The organism is Hyunsoonleella jejuensis, assembly GCF_900111025.1.
In the GTDB taxonomy this organism is placed as follows: domain Bacteria; phylum Bacteroidota; class Bacteroidia; order Flavobacteriales; family Flavobacteriaceae; genus Jejuia; species Jejuia jejuensis.
On record NZ_FOFN01000002.1, the window covers coordinates 275,705 to 295,707 of the forward strand.

The 20,003-nt window shown below is 34.8% G+C and carries 13 protein-coding genes; 9 read left to right on the forward strand and 4 right to left on the reverse strand.

The annotated features are described in order from the left end of the window. Positions 1 to 65: 65 nt before the first annotated feature. The 3 genes from BMY39_RS07925 to BMY39_RS07935 all read right to left on the reverse strand — a co-directional run bounded on the left by BMY39_RS07925 (position 66) and on the right by BMY39_RS07935 (position 3,917). Complete coding sequence (locus BMY39_RS07925; protein ID WP_092578339.1) at positions 66 to 650, reverse strand: LysM peptidoglycan-binding domain-containing protein; 585 nt, start codon at positions 648 to 650, stop codon at positions 66 to 68. Then, positions 634 to 3,084, reverse strand: a complete 2,451-nt coding sequence (lon, locus tag BMY39_RS07930) for an endopeptidase La (RefSeq protein WP_092578341.1) — start codon at positions 3,082 to 3,084, stop codon at positions 634 to 636. Before lon ends, BMY39_RS07925 begins: the two co-directional genes overlap by 17 nt. 161 nt (positions 3,085 to 3,245) lie before the next feature. Next, a complete protein-coding gene (locus BMY39_RS07935; protein WP_092578344.1) occupies positions 3,246 to 3,917 on the reverse strand; it encodes a rhomboid family intramembrane serine protease in 672 nt (223 codons plus the stop codon). Between the two features lie 63 nt (positions 3,918 to 3,980). On the opposite strand from BMY39_RS07935, the gene BMY39_RS07940 reads away from it, so the two are divergent. Further along, on the forward strand, positions 3,981 to 4,862 hold the full coding sequence (locus BMY39_RS07940) for a lysophospholipid acyltransferase family protein (RefSeq protein ID WP_092578347.1): 882 nt from the start codon (positions 3,981 to 3,983) through the stop codon (positions 4,860 to 4,862). 24 nt (positions 4,863 to 4,886) lie between these two features. Here BMY39_RS07940 and glmM read toward each other — a convergent pair whose 3' ends face one another. After that, entirely contained in the window at positions 4,887 to 6,275 is a 1,389-nt protein-coding gene (gene glmM, locus BMY39_RS07945) for a phosphoglucosamine mutase (protein ID WP_092578352.1), read from the reverse strand. 79 nt (positions 6,276 to 6,354) lie between these two features. Between glmM and BMY39_RS07950 the strand changes: the two genes are divergently transcribed. The 8 genes from BMY39_RS07950 to BMY39_RS07985 all read left to right on the forward strand — a co-directional run bounded on the left by BMY39_RS07950 (position 6,355) and on the right by BMY39_RS07985 (position 19,994). Beyond that, on the forward strand, positions 6,355 to 6,951 hold the full coding sequence (locus BMY39_RS07950; protein ID WP_092578355.1) for an acyl carrier protein phosphodiesterase: 597 nt from the start codon (positions 6,355 to 6,357) through the stop codon (positions 6,949 to 6,951). Then, the gene (gene ggt / locus BMY39_RS07955) at positions 6,951 to 8,645 is read left to right on the forward strand and encodes a gamma-glutamyltransferase (RefSeq protein WP_092579171.1); all 1,695 of its coding nucleotides are present in this window, start codon (positions 6,951 to 6,953) and stop codon (positions 8,643 to 8,645) included. The genes BMY39_RS07950 and ggt overlap by 1 nt, the downstream gene beginning before the upstream one ends. A 70-nt stretch (positions 8,646 to 8,715) precedes the next feature. Then, positions 8,716 to 9,414, forward strand: a complete 699-nt coding sequence (locus tag BMY39_RS07960; RefSeq protein WP_092578357.1) for a hypothetical protein — start codon at positions 8,716 to 8,718, stop codon at positions 9,412 to 9,414. Between the two features lie 85 nt (positions 9,415 to 9,499). Beyond that, positions 9,500 to 12,337 carry an excinuclease ABC subunit UvrA gene (gene uvrA / locus BMY39_RS07965; protein WP_092578359.1) on the forward strand — a complete coding sequence of 946 codons (2,838 nt, stop codon included), beginning with the start codon at positions 9,500 to 9,502 and terminating at the stop codon, positions 12,335 to 12,337. A 267-nt stretch (positions 12,338 to 12,604) separates the two neighbouring features. Beyond that, positions 12,605 to 13,294 (forward strand): LOG family protein, encoded by a 690-nt coding sequence (locus tag BMY39_RS07970; RefSeq protein ID WP_092578361.1) that lies wholly within the window; start codon positions 12,605 to 12,607, stop codon positions 13,292 to 13,294. A gap of 92 nt (positions 13,295 to 13,386) precedes the next feature. Beyond that, complete coding sequence (locus tag BMY39_RS07975; RefSeq protein WP_245738214.1) at positions 13,387 to 16,218, forward strand: gluzincin family metallopeptidase; 2,832 nt, start codon at positions 13,387 to 13,389, stop codon at positions 16,216 to 16,218. A gap of 157 nt (positions 16,219 to 16,375) precedes the next feature. After that, positions 16,376 to 18,787 (forward strand): alpha-ketoacid dehydrogenase subunit alpha/beta, encoded by a 2,412-nt coding sequence (locus tag BMY39_RS07980; protein WP_092578366.1) that lies wholly within the window; start codon positions 16,376 to 16,378, stop codon positions 18,785 to 18,787. Between the two features lie 160 nt (positions 18,788 to 18,947). Then, positions 18,948 to 19,994, forward strand: coding sequence for a helix-turn-helix domain-containing protein (locus BMY39_RS07985; RefSeq protein WP_245738217.1), 1,047 nt, complete (start codon positions 18,948 to 18,950; stop codon positions 19,992 to 19,994). Positions 19,995 to 20,003: the final 9 nt, after the last annotated feature.

Below are 20,003 nucleotides of genomic sequence, written 5' to 3' on the forward strand. Positions count from 1 at the left end.
GCAAAGTAAATGAATCTATCTTAAAACGATAGCATGTAGTATTTATTTTTTAGGTATGGATATTTCTATTTGAGGCGAAGTTTTTGGCCTATATAAATATTATTGCTTTTTAATCCATTTAATTGCATCAAAACTTTAACGGTAGTACCATTCTTTTTTGAGATACTATATAAGGTATCACCTTTATTGACGATGTAAAAACTTGCGGATTCTACAATTTTATCAAAGTAATTTACCTTGAGTTTTTGCCCAACACTAATTAATGTAGTTTCCAAATTGTTTGCTTCTTTTAATTGATTTAAGGAAACACCATATTTTTTCGCTAATCCGAATAAGGTTTCACCTGATTTCACAACATGAAAAACGGGCGCATTGTTGCTTATTACTGTTGTATCTTTCTGAACAACCTTTACTTCTGAAATTTTTGAAGTATCAACGCCTTTTATTGGTGTATCAGAATTAAACCCTAAAGGTTTTATGGTATCCGTATTTAGACCGTCAACAAGAATAAATTCACCAGTTGACAAATTTAATTTCGCTGGCTTTCCGTTTAGCAAAACATCTTTATAAGTAGCTTTGTTTTGTGCCAACATTATATTGCCAGCACAAAACAACAAAATGAACATTAAAGCTTTAAAGCTTTTTAGCATCTTTAACTTTTTGATTAGTTATGGCAATATCTATCACCTGGCTCATATCCGTAACGTAATGAAACGTTAATCCCTTAAGATATTCTGGTTTTATTTCTTCAATATCACGTCTGTTATCCTCACACAACAAAATTTCTTTTATTTTGGCGCGTTTTGCTGCTAGAATTTTCTCTTTTATACCTCCAACTGGCAACACTTTTCCACGAAGTGTTATTTCACCCGTCATTGCTAAACTTTTCTTAACCTTTTTCTGTGTAAACAAGGACACTAAAGATGTTAACATCGTAACGCCTGCGCTAGGGCCATCCTTAGGTGTTGCTCCTTCTGGTACGTGAATATGTACGTTATATTTTTCGAATACCTCAGGATTAACACCAAATTTATCTGCATTAGATTTAATATACTCCATCGCTATTGTAGCAGATTCCTTCATTACTTTACCTAAATTACCAGTAATACTTAATGTGCCTTTTCCTTTAGATAAAATAGATTCGATAAACAGAATATCACCACCAATACTCGTCCACGCCAAACCGGTTACTACCCCAGCAACATTATTATTCTCGTATTTGTCGCGTTCTAATTTAGGACCTCCCAACACCTCAATAATATCTTGGTTGGTAACTTTAATGTTATAGTCCTCTTCCATAGCAATATTTTTAGCAGCATGACGCACCATTTTTGCTATTTGTTTTTCTAGACCACGTACACCAGATTCGCGTGTGTATCCTTCAACTATTTTTTCTAACTGAGGCTTGCCGATTTTTAAATGCGACGCATCTAAACCATGCTCTTTCAACTGTTTTGGTAGTAGATGTCTTTTAGCAATTTCTACTTTTTCTTCAATAGTGTACCCCGTAACGTTAATAATTTCCATACGGTCTCTCAATGCAGGTTGAATCGTTGCCAAACTGTTAGATGTGGCAATAAACATCACTTTAGAAAGATCGTAACCCATTTCTAGGAAATTATCATAAAACTCGCTGTTTTGTTCAGGGTCTAGCACCTCCAACATAGCAGAAGATGGATCGCCTTGATGCGAATTTGATAGCTTATCTATTTCATCCAATACGAACACAGGATTTGAAGTTCCCGCTTTTTTTAAGCTTTGAATGATGCGCCCTGGCATGGCACCAATGTAAGTTTTACGGTGTCCGCGAATCTCTGCCTCATCGCGTAAACCACCAAGGGACATTCGCACATATTCCCGTCCTAAGGCCTCGGCAATAGATTTACCTAAGGACGTTTTACCTACACCCGGAGGACCATACAAACAAAGAATAGGCGACTTCATATCGTTACGCAATTTTAAAACCGCTAAATACTCTATAATTCTGCGTTTTACATCGTCTAAACCGTAATGATCTCTATCTAAAATCTTTTTAGCGCGTTTTAAATCGAATAAGTCTTCGCTAAACTCATTCCATGGTAAATCTAAAATTAGTTCCAAATAATTGCGCTGTATCGAATATTCTGATACTTGCGGGTTCATACGTTGCAACTTCCCTATTTCCTTTTCAAAATGTTTAGCAACGTTTTCATCCCAGAGCTTGTCTTTTGCCCTGGCTTTCATTTCGTCTATCTCTTCGTCATGACTAACACCTCCAAGTTCTTCTTGAATGGTTTTCATTTGTTGGTGCAAGAAGTATTCGCGCTGCTGCTGGCTCATGTCCATTTGCACTTTAGACTGAATATCGTTTTTTAGCGCTAGCTTTTGAAATTCAACATTCATGTGCTTTAATGTTGCCAACGCACGACTTTTAAGATCGTTATTTTCTAAAAGTTCCTGTTTTTCAGAAACTGAAAGATTCATGTTTGAAGACACAAAATTCACTAAAAATGAATTGCTCTCAATATTTTTAATGGCGAAAGATGCTTCACTGGGAATATTTGGACTCTCCTTAATAATCTCTAAGGCTAAATCTTTAATAGAGTCTATTATTGCAGAAAACTCCTTGTTTTTTTGAGCAGGTTTAGCTTCAGGTAAATCCTGAATGGTCGCTGTTATATAAGGCTTTTCAGTTACTACTTCCTCTACTCTAAACCGTTTTTTACCTTGTATGATAACCGTAACGTTACCATCTGGCATTTTTAAAACTCTTAAAATGCGAGCTACGGTACCGATGCTAAAAATATCTTTCGCTTTTGGGTTTTCTATAGTTTCGTCCTTTTGGGCCACAACTCCAATAACCTTACTGCCTTTATTGGCATCATTAATGAGTTTTATGGAAGTGTCCCTTCCTGCCGTTATAGGAATAACTACTCCGGGAAACAATACCGTATTACGTAAGGATAAAATAGGTAAAGACGCTGGGAGCTGTTCATTATTTATGGCCTCTTCATCTTCTGGTGTCATTAACGGAATTAATTCTGAGTTTTCATCAAAATCCTGTAATGACAAACTGTCAAATGTAATTAAATTAGATTTCTTCATATTGCTATATAAGTCATTCTGTCATTAAAACTAAAATGTACTTTTTTCAAATTCATTATTCATAATTAAAAACAACTGAATATCAGGTATTTAATCAGTTTACAGTTGCTTTCTTAAAGTATTATTTTCAATAGTTATGCCAACTAGAATAAATAATGCCCTTATATTTTCCCCATCTTTTGTAAAACAAAAAGTATCACAATAGGTATAGCAAGTATGGCTACCATTAAAAGGTTGTTTTGTAATAGCGAGGGTACTAAAATTAAGGTGATGAAGTAACCGCCAACAGCACCTCCAAAATGCGCATCATGCCCTATATTGCCAATACGTTTTTTCATACCGTAAATAGAATACAACAAATAACCAATGCCCAAAACAAAACCAGGTATTCCCAAATCTACGTCTCCAATTCTTGAGGGCAAAAATAAAAAGTAATAATCACGTTTTGGACGTAATAAAATAGCCGAATACAATATACCTGTAACCGCACCGCTAGCGCCTACTGCGCTGTAATGATATTCATTTTTATGAAAGTATAAAGACAGTAGGTTTCCTGCTAATAAACTGCCTATATAAACGATAAAGAAATTGAATTTCCCTATATCAAAAATCACCAAATCAGAGAACAGGTATAAGGCAAACATATTAAAAAATAAATGTGTAGTATCTGCATGTAAAAACCCAGAACTAAACATTCTTATCTGCTCGCCACGACGAATAGCACCGATATTAAATTTATATTTTTCAAAAAAACTAAAATCGTTGAAGCCTTTGTATGAAATCATTACATTGGCAGCGATAATCACGATAGTAATAATATCTAAATTGCCCATAACCTAGTAAACGTTTAAAATCAAATTAACATATCTTTGCGCTTACAAATCTAAAACTTATAAATGCATTTTATAGCGTATATTCTTCTTTATCCTCTATTATATTTAATTTCTATTCTTCACTTTAGGATATTATATGTTGTTTCTGATGTGCTATACTTATTAATTTATCGAATTTTTGGCTATAGAAAAAAGGTAGTTGCCAGCAACTTGAATTTAGTGTTTCCTGAAAAATCTCCAGAAGAAATTAAGCGAATTACTAGAGTGTTTTATCACCACTTATGCGATATGATTTTAGAATCTGTTAAATCCCTGACAATTTCTGAAAGTGAAATGAAAAAACGTTTTACGTTTACTAACGTCGATTTAATTCAAGATATAGAAAAACAAGACAAAAGTATAATATTAATGTGCGCGCATTATGGGAGCTGGGAATGGATTTTCATACTTCAAACTTACGTGAAGTCAAGAGGAAATGCTGTTTACAAACAATTGGCTAATAAATATTTTGACAGGCTAGTAAAGCGTATTAGGGCTAAATATAACAGCTACTTAATTACTACAAAAGAGATTATCCCAACATTGATACAACAAAAGCGAGAAGGGATTTTATCTATAAATGGTTTTGTCTCAGACCAATCCCCCAAACTTAATAAAGCATTTCATTGGAATCAATTTATGGGTGTTAACGTACCTGTGCACACTGGAGCAGAAATGCTCGCAAAAAAACTAGACATGGCTGTTGTTTTCTTCAAAGTTAAAAAAGTAAAACGCGGGTATTACGAAACTACGTTCGAAACGATAACGCTCAATCCAAAGGAATTTGAAGATTATCAAATTACTGACATCTTTTTAAAATTAGTTGAGGATCAAATACATGAAGCTCCTGAGTATTATCTCTGGACACATAAACGTTGGAAACATAGGGACAAATCCCCCAAGTAATTCACTACCAACAAGCCATAAACTCTAAGAGTTAGCAATCGCTTTAATCTCCTCAATAAACTTATCGGCTAAACTATCGGCTTCTTCTTGGGATTTTGCTTCAGTATAGATTCTAATAATAGGTTCTGTATTACTTTTACGTAAATGGACCCAACTTTCAGAGAAATCTATTTTTACCCCGTCAATAGTAGTTAGTTGTTCGTTTTGGTAACGGTCTTCCATAGCTTTTAAAATGCCATCGACATCCAAACCTGGGGTTAGCTCAATTTTCTTTTTGCTCATAAAATAGTTAGGATATGTTTTACGCAACTCACTAACCTTCATGCCTTTATCAGCTAATAAACTTAAAAATAAGGCTATACCAACCAAGGCATCTCTTCCGTAATGCAACTCAGGATAAATAATACCACCATTGCCTTCGCCACCAATAACTACTTTATTTTTCTTCATTAATTTTACCACATTTACCTCTCCTACTGCTGAGGCTTCATAGGTACCACCGTGTTTTTCAGTAACATCTTTAAGTGCTCGTGTTGAACTCATGTTGCTCACAGTATTTCCTGGAGTGCGGCTCAACACATAATCTGCACAGGCCACTAAGGTGTATTCCTCACCAAACATATCTCCGTTTTCATCCATAAAAGCTAAACGGTCCACATCAGGATCTACCACAATACCAAAATCCGCCTTGTGCTTTTTTACAGCGTCCGATAAATCTGTTAAGTGTTCTTTTAAAGGCTCTGGGTTATGAGGAAAATGCCCGTTAGGCTCACAATATAACTTTATCACATGAACACCTAAACGCTCCAATAGTAAAGGAATTACAACACCTCCAGTAGAATTTACGCCATCAACAACTACTTTAAAACGTTCTGCCTCTATAGCTTTTACATTTACTAATGGTAAATCTAAAACTTCTATGATGTGTAAATCAAAATACGCCTTATTCTTGGTGATTTTACCTAAGTTATCCACATCTGCGAATTCAATGGTATTGCTCTCAGCAAGTTCTAAAATTTTTGCGCCTTCAACGGCATCCAAAAATTCTCCTTTTTCATTTAAAAGTTTCAATGCATTCCATTGTTTAGGGTTATGGCTTGCAGTTAAAATAATACCGCCATCGGCATGCTCCATAGGTACTGCAACCTCAACAGTTGGTGTAGTGGATAAGCCTAAATCTACAACATGAATGCCCTGCCCTACTAAAGTTTGCATCACCAAACTTTGTATCATCTTTCCAGAAATTCGCGCATCTCGTCCAACTACAACTTTGTAGTTTTCTTTTTTACGATTTTCTTTTAACCAAGCGCCATAAGCCGCGGCAAATTTTACTGCATCGATTGGCGTTAGATTTTCGCCTATGGTTCCGCCTATGGTTCCTCGAATTCCTGAGATAGATTTTATAAGAGTCATGTCGTATTTTTAAAGTTTAAGCACAAATATACAGTTTCAAAATTGTATTTCTTAAACTGGAATTACGTAAATTTCCACAATGAACTATTTAGCGCATATTTACCTTTCTGGGGATAACGATTTGGTAACTATTGGGAATTTTATTGCAGATGGCATCAAGGGGCATCGTTATAAAAAATATCCCAAGGAAATTCAAATAGGAATACTTCTTCATCGCCATATTGACACCTTTACTGATGCTCATAAAACCGTAAGACTTAGCACCAAGCGACTTCATGAAAAATATAGTCATTATTCAGGTGTTATCGTTGATATTTTATACGACCACTTCTTGGCAAAAAATTGGCAGAATTATAGCAATGTTCCATTAAAACTGTATGTTGAACATTTTTATGCCTCACTTGAAGATAATTTTGCGATACTTCCAGCACGAATTCAAAAAATGATGCCATACATGATTGCTGATAATTGGCTCTTAAGCTACGCGTCTATCAATGGTATTGCAAAGGTATTGTCTGGCATGAACAGAAGAACCCAAAATAGGTCTGGCATGAATGAAGCTGTGAATGAACTAGAGGAGTTTTATAGTGAATTTGAAACAGAATTCACCGCTTTTTTTGAAGAACTTATAGCTTTTTCAAACAAAAAAATCATTGAATTAAACCGTACCGTATGATGAGGTCTATTCCTATATTTTTACTTTTCTGTTTTCTATGTTTTAAATGCAAAAAAGAGCTAAGGAAAACCAATGACAACAGAGGTGTAATAGCAAAAAATGCCATGGTAGTTTCTGCTCGGGCTGAAGCATCGCAAATAGGTATAGATATTCTCCAACTTGGTGGTAATGCCTTTGATGCTATGGTGGCTACAGAACTGGCGTTAGCGGTATCATATCCTGTTGCTGGTAATTTAGGCGGCGGCGGTTTTATGGTTTATAGAAGTGCAAATGGAAATATAGGTTCTCTAGATTATAGAGAAAAAGCCCCTTTGGCAGCAACTAGAGATATGTATTTAGATGATAGCGGAGACGTAATACCAGGTAAAAGTACTTTGGGTGTTGCTTCCATTGGCGTACCGGGAACTATTGCAGGTGTTTTTGAGGTTCATAAAAAATTTGGGACATTACCTCTTGAAAGTCTTTTAAAGCCAGTAATAGAATTAGCAAAGAAAGGCGTTGTGGTTACTAACAAACAGGAAAAAAGAATTCAGCATTACCAGCAATTTTTTAAGAAAGTTAATAAAGATTCCATCATTTTTGACGCACAATGGAAAGCTGGAGACACCATAAAGCATGCGGCCTTAGCCAAAACCTTGGAGCGTATTTTAAAATATGGAAGAAACGAGTTCTACAAAGGCGAAACGTCTAAAGTTATAGTAAAATTTATACAAGAACATGGCGGCATTATAACAGAAGAAGATTTGGCAAGCTATAAAGCGAAATGGCGAAAACCCATTACTTTTAATTATGATGATTTGCATATTATTTCAATGGGGCCACCATCAAGCGGCGGTATTTGTTTAGGACAAATAATGACAATGCTAGAACCTTTTCCTTTAAACGACTATGGGTATAATTCCTTAAAAACAATTCAAACCATTACAGAAGCTGAAAGGCGTGCTTATGCAGATAGGAGTTTTTATTTAGGCGATCCAGATTTTGTAAAAATACCGGTCAGTATTCTTTTGAATAGAGCGTATTTAAGTGGCCGTATGCGGAATTTTTCTTTTGAAAAAGCAACAGCATCTGAATCTTTGTCCCATGGAAATATTCAAATTAACGAGAGCACTGAAACTACGCATTATTCTATTGTGGATCAATTTGGAAATGCTGTTGCGGTTACAACCACTCTAAACGGTGCTTATGGCTCCAAACTATACAGCAATGAACTAGGCTTCTTTTTTAATAATGAAATGGACGATTTTAGCAGCAAACCAGGAACGCCTAATATGTTTGGATTAATTGGTGGCGAGGCCAATAGCATAGCTCCAGAAAAGCGCATGCTAAGCTCTATGACACCAACAATTATAGAAAAAAATAATAAGCTATTCATGGTTGTAGGTACCCCAGGGGGCTCAACCATAATCACATCTGTTCTTCAAACCATTTTAAATGTACACGAATTTAACATGACCATGCAACAAGCCGTAAATGCTCCACGTTTTCATCATCAATGGCTGCCAAATCATATTCTAGCAGAGCCAAATGCATTTGATGACCTGCTAAAAACAAAACTGGAAAATTTGGGGTACCCTATAGAAGAACGCGAATCAAAAATTTTAGGCAAAGTAGATGGAATACTTGTTTTAGAGGACGATGCGCTCGAAGGTGGCGCAGATTATCGAGGTGACGATACCGCCATCGGTTTTTAAGTGTTTTATTTCTCTAACTCGATGATATTTGATACTTTAGACATGTAGAAGCCTCAATCTACTTTAAATAATGAAACTGAAGAAACCAATAAAAATCATTCTTGGAGTAGTTATCTTTTTAACGCTTCCAAGTTTCTTGTTTTTTGGTTTTTTATACTTTAAACACCATCAAGACCTTCCATTAGGTACCGAAGGTAAATCTGCCGATGATTTAGCAACAAAAATGCTTGTATCCTTAAACTATGAGGCTTACACAAGTACTGATTACATTGAATGGACCTTTAAAAACAGGAGACACTACGAATGGGAAAAAACCAAAGATATTTGTAATGTTTTTTGGAAAGATTACAAAATAAAGCTCGATTTAAAAGACCATAATGAGAGTAAGGCCTATGTTCACGGATTTATTATTGAGGGTGATATGGGAGAGGATTTAGTAAATGAAGCGCAAAACTATTTTGAAAAGGATGTTTTTTGGCTTATTGCACCTTTTCAAGTATTTGACCAGGGCGTTTCTCGAAAACTTGTAAAACTTCCTAACGATACATCTGGCTTATTAGTAAGTTATAAAAATAAAAATACGTACCTATGGCACTTTGATGATTCTGGCAAACCCAAAAGTTTTAACATGTGGGATTCTAGATCGCCCATAGACGGTTTAGAAGCAACTTGGAGCAATTGGCAAATTGCCGAAACTGGAGTAAAACTGCCTACATTTCATAAAATATTATTTTTTGGATTGGAAATTTCAGACATCAAGACAGATTAATTGCGTCGGGTTTTAACGCTTTTATAACATCAACCCTACTTTATTTTTAAACTCAAAAGACGTAACTTCGCAACTTTGCGTTGCTATGACTGAATTTGAAGAAAAAATTGAGGTAAAAGGTGCCAGAGTGCACAACCTAAAAAATATTGATATTTCTATTCCTAGAGAGAAATTGGTAGTTATTACAGGTTTGTCTGGAAGCGGAAAATCCTCACTTGCCTTTGATACCATTTATGCTGAAGGCCAACGGCGCTATATTGAAACATTTTCTGCATATGCACGTCAGTTTTTGGGTGGTTTAGAACGACCAGATGTTGATAAAATAGATGGTTTATCCCCTGTAATTGCCATAGAACAAAAAACCACCAGTAAATCCCCTCGCTCCACGGTAGGCACTATTACCGAAATTTACGATTTCATGCGTTTATTGTTTGCGCGAGCAAGCGATGCCTACAGTTACAATACAGGTGATAAAATGGTAAGCTACAGTGACGAACAAATTAAAGACCTTATTTTAAAAGATTTTAAAGGGAAACGTATTAATATTTTAGCGCCAGCAGTGCGCTCAAGGAAAGGACATTATCGTGAGCTCTTTGAACAAATAGCAAAACAAGGCTTTGTTAAAGTAAGAACAGATGGCGAAATAAGAGACCTTGTGAAAGGCATGAAACTAGACCGTTATAAGACGCACGATATTGAGATTGTTATAGATCGTTTGGTGGTTAATGACAATATTGACAATGATAAACGTCTTTCAGAAAGCATTAATACCGCTATGTATCACGGTGATGATGTTTTAATGGTTATAGATCAAGATACTGACAAAGTTCGCTATTTTAGTAGAAATTTAATGTGTCCGTCCTCTGGAATCTCCTATCCTAACCCTGAACCCAATAATTTTTCTTTCAACTCGCCAAAAGGTGCCTGTGCTAAATGCAACGGTATTGGAGAGCTGTACCAAGTGAATATAAACAAAATTATTCCTGATGATTCTCTGTCAATTAAAAACGGAGCACTAGCACCGCATGGACCAGAAAAGAAAAGTTGGATTTTCAAACAGTTTGAAACCATTGCACAACGCTTTAATTTTAAACTTACAGATGCTTATAAAGATATTCCTGAAGAAGCTAAGCAAGTCATTTTATTTGGTGGGAAGGAGAAATTCTCAGTTGAAAGTAAAACCCTAGGTGTAACCCGAGATTATAAAATAGATTTTGAAGGTGTTGCTAATTTTATAGAAAACCAATATAACACTGCAGATTCAACATCTTTAAAACGTTGGGCAAAAGCATACATGGATAAAATTAAGTGTCCTGTTTGTGAAGGTTCAAGGTTAAAAAAGGAATCATTATACTTTAAAATTAATAATAAGAATATTGCTGAACTTGCTAGTACAGATATTGTAGAATTAACAGCATGGTTTAACAAGTTACACAACTATCTATCTGAAACTCAATTAAAGATAGCTGAAGAGGTTGTCAAAGAAATAAAAACAAGATTACAGTTTTTACTCGACGTAGGTTTAGATTATTTGGCATTAAATAGAAGCTCAAAATCGTTATCAGGCGGTGAAGCACAACGTATAAGGTTAGCAACCCAAATTGGGTCTCAACTCGTAGGCGTATTATATATTTTAGATGAACCTAGTATTGGCCTTCATCAACGCGATAACGAAAAACTAATTAATTCATTAATCTCCCTTCGTGATATTGGAAATTCAGTAATAGTTGTAGAGCACGATAAAGATATGATTGAACGTGCCGATTATGTTATTGATATTGGGCCAAAAGCAGGGAAATATGGTGGAGAAATTATAAGCATTGGTAATCCTAATGAGCTAAAAAAACACAATACCCTTACTGCAGATTATCTCAATGGTAACAAAGAAATTGAGGTTCCTAAAAAGCGTAGGAAAGGCAATGGCAAATTTTTGGAACTGAAAGGGTGTACCGGGAATAATCTTAAAAACGTTTCGGTTAAATTCCCTTTAGGCAAGATGATAGGCGTCACAGGAGTTTCAGGTAGCGGAAAATCTACTCTAATTAACGAAACCCTTTATCCTATTTTAAATGCACATTATTTTAATGGCGTAAAAATACCGATGCCTTACAAAAGCATCAAAGGATTGGAGCATATCGATAAAGTCATAGACATCAACCAATCACCAATAGGCAGAACTCCCAGAAGTAACCCCGCAACCTATACCAAAACATTTGACGAAATTAGAAGTTTGTTTGCCAAAGTACCAGAAGCTATGATTCGGGGCTATAAAGCAGGGCGTTTTAGTTTTAATGTTGCTGGCGGACGCTGTGAAACCTGTAAAGGTGGTGGTTTACGGGTAATTGAAATGAATTTTTTACCTGACGTTTATGTAGAATGCGAAACCTGCCAAGGCAAACGGTTTAACAGGGAAACCCTAGAAATTCGGTATAAAGGCAAAAACATAAGTGATGTTTTAAACATGACCATAGATGAAGCTGTTGGCTTTTTCGAGCACATTCCAAAAATCTATAAAAAGCTTAAAACCATACAAGATGTTGGTTTAGGCTATATTACCTTGGGGCAGCAAAGTACTACATTGTCTGGAGGAGAAGCCCAACGCATTAAGTTAGCTTCAGAATTAAGCAAACGAGATACCGGCAACACATTCTATATTTTAGACGAACCTACAACAGGGTTGCATTTCGAAGACATTCGCGTTTTAATGTTAGTCTTAAATAAGTTGGTAAATAAAGGGAATACCGTTTTGATTATTGAACATAACTTGGATGTTATAAAAACAGTAGATCATATTATCGATATTGGGTATGAAGGTGGAAATGGTGGAGGAAAAATTGTGGCAGAAGGTACCCCAGAGGAAATCATTAAGGATAAAAAAAGCTACACAGCAAAATTTTTGAAGAGAGAAATTGAAGTCTCTTAAGAGCCTGTTTAAAAAATAAGCTAGTCCAACTGCTTCTAAATCAATTAAGTAACAGGAATAATCCTTAAGCTGTTTTAGGAATCAAGAAACTTTATTATCATGAGAAGTATACTTTAGATTGTTGCATTACTTCATAATATCGTACAAGGCAGGAAACCGCTTTAAATGTATTATTACATGACACAAAAAAGGGATAAACTTTTCTTAAGTTTATCCCTTTTTTGATATGCTTTTGTTATTTTGCGCATAAAAAATAGATGAATTTTAATGAGAAAAGAACAAAGACATAAAAGTTGGAACGAAATTAAAACTAATGATTCTTGGGCCATATTTAAAATTATGGGCGAGTTTGTTACCGGTTTCGAAAAAATGAGTAAAATAGGCCCATGTGTTTCTATTTTTGGTTCAGCTAGAACAAGACCAGAGGATAAATACTATGAATTAACCGTTAAAGTTGCGGAAAAAATTGTAGAATCAGGGTACGGTGTTATTACAGGAGGAGGTCCAGGTATTATGGAAGCTGGTAATAAAGGCGCTCACTTAGGTGGAGGCACATCGGTAGGATTAAACATAGATTTGCCTTTTGAACAGCATGATAATCCCTATATAGATTCTGATAAAAGCTTAGATTTTGACTATTTTTTTGTTAGAAAAGTAATGTTTGTTAAATACTCTCAAGGCTTTGTTGTAATGCCAGGTGGTTTCGGGACACTTGATGAACTATTTGAGGCCATGACACTTATTCAAACTCATAAAAGTGAAAAATTTCCCATAATACTTGTTGGGAAATCCTTTTGGCAAGGACTAATCGATTGGATTACATCCACACTTTTGGAAAAGAACGGAAATATTAGTCCAAAAGACATGGATTTAATTCATTTGGTGGATACGGAAGATGAGGTGATTTCAATCTTAGATGCTTTCTACAAAGAGTCAAGATTATCACCAAACTTCTAAAATTTACCATACACCTAATATCTAAGGGAAGCACTATATAATTCATTATATTGTGGCGCCTTGTTTCAAATCTAATAAATTAAACGTATAATTTGAAGTTCAGTGTTTTAACTTACTTGTTATTACTAGCCTGCGGTTTTATAGGTTATGGCCAAAACAGCATCAATATTAAAGCTAAATTTGATGTTGAAGAAAAGCGCATTACCATAAACCAAACTATTACTTACCAAAACACTTCGCAAGATACGCTTCATGATGTTTATTTAAATGATTGGAACAATAGCTATTCTTCGAAAAAAACTGCTTTAGCTATACGATTAGCAGATGAATATATAAACAGATTTCATTTGGCCAAAGACGAACAACGCGGCTATACTGATGTTGCAGCAATCCTTCAAGATAACGATACGTTGTCATTTACCAGATTAAAAAACCAAATAGATGTAATTAAGGTAAAGCTACCAAAACCAATAGGTCCTAACGAATCTTACACCATTTCACTTAACTACATTATTAAAATTCCTAGCAGTGAATTTACTAGCTATGGATATACAAAAGAAAACGACCTTAGTTTAAGGTATTGGTATATCACACCAGTAGTTTATGATGGTGCTTGGCAATATTACAGTAACAAAAATTTAAATGATTTGTATAAGCCTAAGTCTGATATAAAACTTGAGCTATCGTATCCAAAGAACTACAAACTAACTTCAGAATTAAATGTTATTGCCTCTTCTGAAGATAAAGAAAATACAACCACGGTATTGTACGGAAAGGATAGAATAAATAGCAAACTACATTTAAATAAAAATCTAAGATTTAAATCAATAAAGAACAATAAAATAGAACTTGTTTCAGATTTATATGATAACGATTTACAGGTTGTGGAAAAAGTACTCATTAACGATAGAATTATGAGCTACATAACCGAAAATCTTGGACCATATCCTCATGAAAAGTTGTTGTTAACTGAAATAGACAATGCTAACGATCCTGTTTATGGACTTACATCTCTACCTAAATTTTTACAACCATTTTCAGATTCTTTTGAATATGAAATGCGCTTATTAAAAGTAGCTTTACATAATTATCTAGAGAACACGTTAATAGTAAACCCTAGAAAAGACCATTGGCTTCTGGACGGATTTCAAATATTTTTTCTCATAAAATACGTTGAAGACCACTATCCAGACATGAAATTTATGGGCAAACTAGCCAATATTTGGGGAATTAGGTCTTTTCATGCTGCAGATTTGCACTATAATGATAAATATACACTAGCGTATATGAGTATGGCAAGGACAAACCGGGATCAGCCCTTGACAATGCAAAAAGATTCCTTATTAAAATTTAACAGCAATATTGCCAATAAATATAAAGCAGGCATTGGTTTACAATATTTAGATGATTTTATAAATCATGATGTTTTAGAGCATACTATTAAGCCTTTTTTGCAAGAAAACAGGTTGCAGCCAACCTCTACGGAAGCTTTTGAAACATTCCTAAAATCTAGAACTGATAAGAATATTGACTGGTTTTTTGAGGATTATTTAAAAACCAGAAAAAAAATTGATTTCAAAATTAAAAAAGTTGAAAAAACCGAAGACTCTATAACAGTTACCATAAAAAATAAGCGTGACAACGATATGCCAATATCGCTTTACACCTTGAATAATGATAGCATTATTTCTAAGTATTGGATAGAAGATATAGGTAAACAAAAAAGACTTACTATTCCGAGGAATGATGCTAACAAACTAGTTTTAAACTACAACAATGCAGCACCAGAGTTTAATTTAAGGGACAACTGGAAATCTTTAAAAGGCTTCTTTTTTAACAATAAACCTTTGCAGTTCAGGTTATTTCAAGATGTGGAAGACCCCAATTACAATCAAGTATTTTTTATGCCTATAGTAGAATTTAACAATATTTACGATGGCCTTAATTTAGGGGCTAAGGTTTATAATGGCACCTTATTACGGCGCAATTTAAGATACAAGATACAACCACAGTATTCGTTAGGCTCAAAAACACTAACCGGAGGCGCATCTGCTTCAATGACGCATTTTTTGGAAAACAGAAATTTATACGCATTAACATATGGTGCAAGTTATAGCTACAGCAGTTATGCAGAAGACTTATTTGTAAGGCGTATAACGCCATCAATTTCGTTTTTATTTAGGGAAGACGATGATTTTAGGTCGAATAAAAGAAAATTGCTACGTTTTAGGTTTTTAGATTTTCACCGTGATAGAAATCCATTAAATCCAAATAGTAGTGACGAACCCAATTACAGTGTTTTTAATGCGCGCTATATTCATTCCAACGATAATTTAATAAACTTTAGCAAATGGTATGCAGATTTTCAATTAGCAAGAACATTTAGTAAAGTATCATTTAACTATGAATATCGAAAACTATTTGAGAGCAATAGACAATTAAACGTACGATTCTTTAGTGGTATTTTCTTGGATAACAATAACGATATAAATTCGAACTACTTTAGTTTTGCCTTAGACCGCCCTACAGATTATCTATTTGAGTATAATTATTTGGGACGATCAGAAGCCTCTGGTATTTTTAGTCAGCAATTTATAGAAGCAGAAGGAGGTTTTAAATCAAAATTAGAAGTGCCCTTTGCCAACCAATGGATGAGCACTGCAAATGTTAGCACAACGCTGTGGAAGTATATTTTGGCCTATGGTGATTTTGGACTTGTTAAAAACAAATTCAATGCACCAAAATTTGTATACGATTCTGGAATACGCATTAATTTAGTTACGGATTATTTTGAAATCTATTTTCCGGTATACTCCAATTTGGGTTGGGAAATAGCACAAAAAGACTACGATCAAAAAATAAGGTTCAAATTTACTGTAGACCCGGAATCACTTTTAGGATTATTCAGAAGACGTTGGTATTAAATAATTGTTAGTATTTGTGATGTTTTTATAAGAATAATATAAAATAAATCTTCTTTAATTCATTTATTTATGTTTTTCATATATTTTTAAGAGTTTTTTTAATTGGAAAAACCCTGAAATTTCCTTAATTTTGCATGCGCTGTTAACCAACTTAATCATGCAAGAACTCACCGAATTGAAAGACAATATATCATTTGACGATTTTAAAGCTGAAGTTTTAAACGATTATAAAATTGCCGTTCAAAGTCGTGAATGTAGTTTGCTGGGGCGCCGGGAAGTACTTACAGGAAAGGCTAAGTTTGGTATTTTCGGCGATGGTAAAGAAGTGCCACAATTAGCAATGGCAAAGGCTTTTAAAGTTGGCGATTGGCGCTCTGGTTATTATCGTGATCAAACATTTATGATGGCTATTGGCGAGTTAACCGTAGAACATTTTTTTGCAGGCTTATATGCCAATACTAATTTAGAGTTAGAACCTATGTCGGCAGGACGCCAAATGGGTGGGCACTTTGTAACGCATAGCATAGACGAAAATGGTAATTGGAAAGATTTAACCAAACAATATAACTCTAGTTCAGACATCTCTCCTACCGCAGGACAAATGCCTCGACTTTTGGGATTAGCGCAGGCATCAAAAGTATATAAGGAATTAAAAGATTTAAATGCTAAAAAGTTTTCTAAAAACGGTAACGAAGTAGCTTGGGGCACCATAGGGAATGCTAGTACAAGTGAAGGATTGTTTTTTGAAACCATCAACGCTGCTGGAGTATTGCAAGTACCAATGGTAACTAGTATTTGGGATGATGAATACGGTATTTCGGTTCATGCAAAATATCAAACAACAAAAGAAAATATATCAGAAATCTTAAAAGGGTTTCAAAGAGACAAAGACAACAAAGGCTTTGAAATTTTACGAGTTAAAGGATGGGACTATGCGAATTTAATTCAAACCTACCAGGAAGCAGGAACTATAGCAAGGGAAGAGCATGTGCCTGTAATTATTCATGTTACTGAACTAACACAACCACAAGGACACTCTACTTCAGGCTCCCATGAACGCTACAAATCAGGAGAACGTCTGCAATGGGAATCAAATCACGATTGCAACAAGAAAATGCGAGCATGGATTATTGAAAGTGGTATTGCAACCAATGAAACGTTAACAAATATTGAGCGCACTATAAAACGTGAAGTTAAACAAAGTAAAACCAAAGCGTGGACCACATTTTTAGCTCCAATTAAAAAAGAACAAAATGAAGTAATTACACTTTTAGAAAAGCTTTCAAAAGCTAGCACTAATGGTGTGTTTATCTCGAAACTTAAGGATACGCTTGCCAAAATAAATGAGCCAACTAGAAAAGATATTTTGTCTAATGCGAGAAAAGCGCTGAGATATACTATTGCCGAAAACTCTAATGAAAGTGCACAATTAAAAAGCTGGATTAATACCAATATAAAAAAGACTCAGCCAGAATTTAGCTCTCATTTATATTGCGAAACCGATAAATCTACTATAAAGGTTTCTGAAATTCAGCCCGTTTATGATGATACATCTGAACTCGTGGATGGCAGAATTATTATCCGTGATAATTTTGATGCTATCTTTAGCAAGCATCCAGAAACGCTGGTTTTTGGTGAAGATACTGGTAATATTGGTGACGTAAACCAAGGTTTGGAAGGGCTACAGGAAAAATACGGAAAATTACGTGTTGCTGATACTGGTATTAGAGAAGCCTCCATAATTGGACAAGGAATAGGCATGGCATTAAGGGGTTTACGCCCCATTGCAGAGATTCAGTATTTAGATTATGTACTCTATGCACTTAATGTAATTAGTGATGATTTGGCAACGCTGCATTATCGTACAAAAGGAAGGCAAAAAGCACCTTTAATTATCAGAACTCGCGGTCACAGATTAGAAGGTATTTGGCATTCTGGTTCGCAAATGGGAGGCTTATTAAATTTAATTCGTGGTGTTTTAGTCTTAGTACCTAGAAACATGACAAAGGCTGCCGGTTTTTATAATACACTTTTAGAAGGCGACGATCCCGCGCTGGTAGTAGAATGCCTCAATGGCTATCGCTTAAAGGAGAGACGTCCAAACAACATGGGTAATTTTAAAACTCCTGTTGGTGTGGTTGAGACAATAAAAGAAGGCACGGATATCACTTTAGTATCTTACGGATCGACCTTACGTTTGGTAGAACAAGCTTCAAAAGAATTGTTAGCTGTTGGTATAGATGCTGAAATTATTGATGTTCAATCTTTAGTGCCTTTAGACATCAACCATGATATTGTGAAAAGTGTAGCCAAAACCAATCGCGTTATGGTAATTGATGAAGATATGCCTGGTGGCGCTTCCGCATATATTATGGATGCTATTTTAAATGAGCAAAATGCATTTCAATATTTAGATAGTGCTCCTAAAACTGTAACAGCCAAACCGCACCGTCCGGCATACGGTAATGATGGCGATTATTTCTCCAAGCCTTCTGTCGAGGATATTTTTGAAGCTGTTTATGATGTGATGCACGAATTGAGCCCTGTTGATTTTCCAAAACTGAGATAATAATACTATTTTAGAGTTCTAAAATTAGTAGTTCTTGTTTCCCGATTTTAATATTCGTAGTACTCCGCTTTTAATCCTTGTTATTCAGGGCTTAGTATTTGCGATTCTACTTCTTATTAAGTTTAAAAGGAAAGGCAACCTATCTGATTTGTTCTTAGGCTTGATATTACTCTTAACATGCTACAGTCAAACATGCTATACAGTAGGTTTTATGGGGTGGTATAATGAGTTTAGAACAACCAAAATAAATTACTTTTTATATAATGTAGCTATTGCTTTGGGGCCATTAATTTACCTCTACGTAAAATCCGTAACCAAATCAAACTTTAGGTTTAAAAAGGTGTATTGGTGGCATTTCGCTTTTGTATTTACATTTATAGCTTATAGGCTAATCATTTTCAGCTATGATGCCCTACAACCGGGTTTTAATGAAACGCAAAATGGTATATTAAAAATCGCTATTGATGAAGCTATTGTACAACCCGTAATGGGATTTATAGAATTTCCTTTTATGCTATTATATCTGGCATTCACTTTACAGTTATTTTATAATTACAGAAAAAGAATTAAGCAATATTTTTCTAACACCTACAAGCTAGAACTTAATTGGATACTAAGCTTTTTGATTTTATTCAGCTTATTGTTTTTATATGACACACTACAAACTGTTATTGGTGCATTTGTTACAGACCTAAATTACGAACAGCGATGGTGGCTTAATCTGCTTAGCGCTTTAGTTACACTTTATATTGGCATCAAAGGTTATTTTACTGATACCACAAAATTAAATAAACTCAACTTTACATTTTCTCCTAGTCTAGAGGCGATACCTCAAGTTTCGTATACTAAAACAGACAAATCTATTTCAGAAAAAGATATTACAGCTATAAAATCTTTGATGGAAGACAACAAAGTTTACTTAAATCCTGAATTAAACTTATCAGATTTAGCAGAACAAGCCAATATGTCTCGCGGGCAACTCTCTGAAGTTATAAACTCTGGATTCAATAAGAACTTTAACGATTTTGTAAACATGTATCGTGTTAATGCATTCAAGGCAATGATAAAAGAAGATAAACATAAACAATTGTCTTTATTGGGTATCGCCCAAGAATGTGGCTTTAATAGCAAAGCGACTTTTAACCGTGTATTTAAAAAACTAACCAACCACTCACCTACCGAATACCTAAAGTCTACAACAACTTAAGACGTCTCA

Excerpts from the sequence above, each read along its gene's own strand:
- BMY39_RS07925 (WP_092578339.1), bottom strand. The coding sequence starts at position 650 with ATGCTAAAAAGCTTTAAAGCTTTAATGTTCATTTTGTTGTTTTGTGCT.
- lon (WP_092578341.1), bottom strand. The coding sequence starts at position 3,084 with ATGAAGAAATCTAATTTAATTACATTTGACAGTTTGTCATTACAGGAT.
- BMY39_RS07935 (WP_092578344.1), bottom strand. The coding sequence starts at position 3,917 with ATGGGCAATTTAGATATTATTACTATCGTGATTATCGCTGCCAATGTA.
- BMY39_RS07940 (WP_092578347.1), top strand. The coding sequence starts at position 3,981 with ATGCATTTTATAGCGTATATTCTTCTTTATCCTCTATTATATTTAATT.
- glmM (WP_092578352.1), bottom strand. The coding sequence starts at position 6,275 with ATGACTCTTATAAAATCTATCTCAGGAATTCGAGGAACCATAGGCGGA.
- BMY39_RS07950 (WP_092578355.1), top strand. The coding sequence starts at position 6,355 with ATGAACTATTTAGCGCATATTTACCTTTCTGGGGATAACGATTTGGTA.
- ggt (WP_092579171.1), top strand. The coding sequence starts at position 6,951 with ATGAGGTCTATTCCTATATTTTTACTTTTCTGTTTTCTATGTTTTAAA.
- BMY39_RS07960 (WP_092578357.1), top strand. The coding sequence starts at position 8,716 with ATGAAACTGAAGAAACCAATAAAAATCATTCTTGGAGTAGTTATCTTT.
- uvrA (WP_092578359.1), top strand. The coding sequence starts at position 9,500 with ATGACTGAATTTGAAGAAAAAATTGAGGTAAAAGGTGCCAGAGTGCAC.
- BMY39_RS07970 (WP_092578361.1), top strand. The coding sequence starts at position 12,605 with ATGAGAAAAGAACAAAGACATAAAAGTTGGAACGAAATTAAAACTAAT.
- BMY39_RS07980 (WP_092578366.1), top strand. The coding sequence starts at position 16,376 with ATGCAAGAACTCACCGAATTGAAAGACAATATATCATTTGACGATTTT.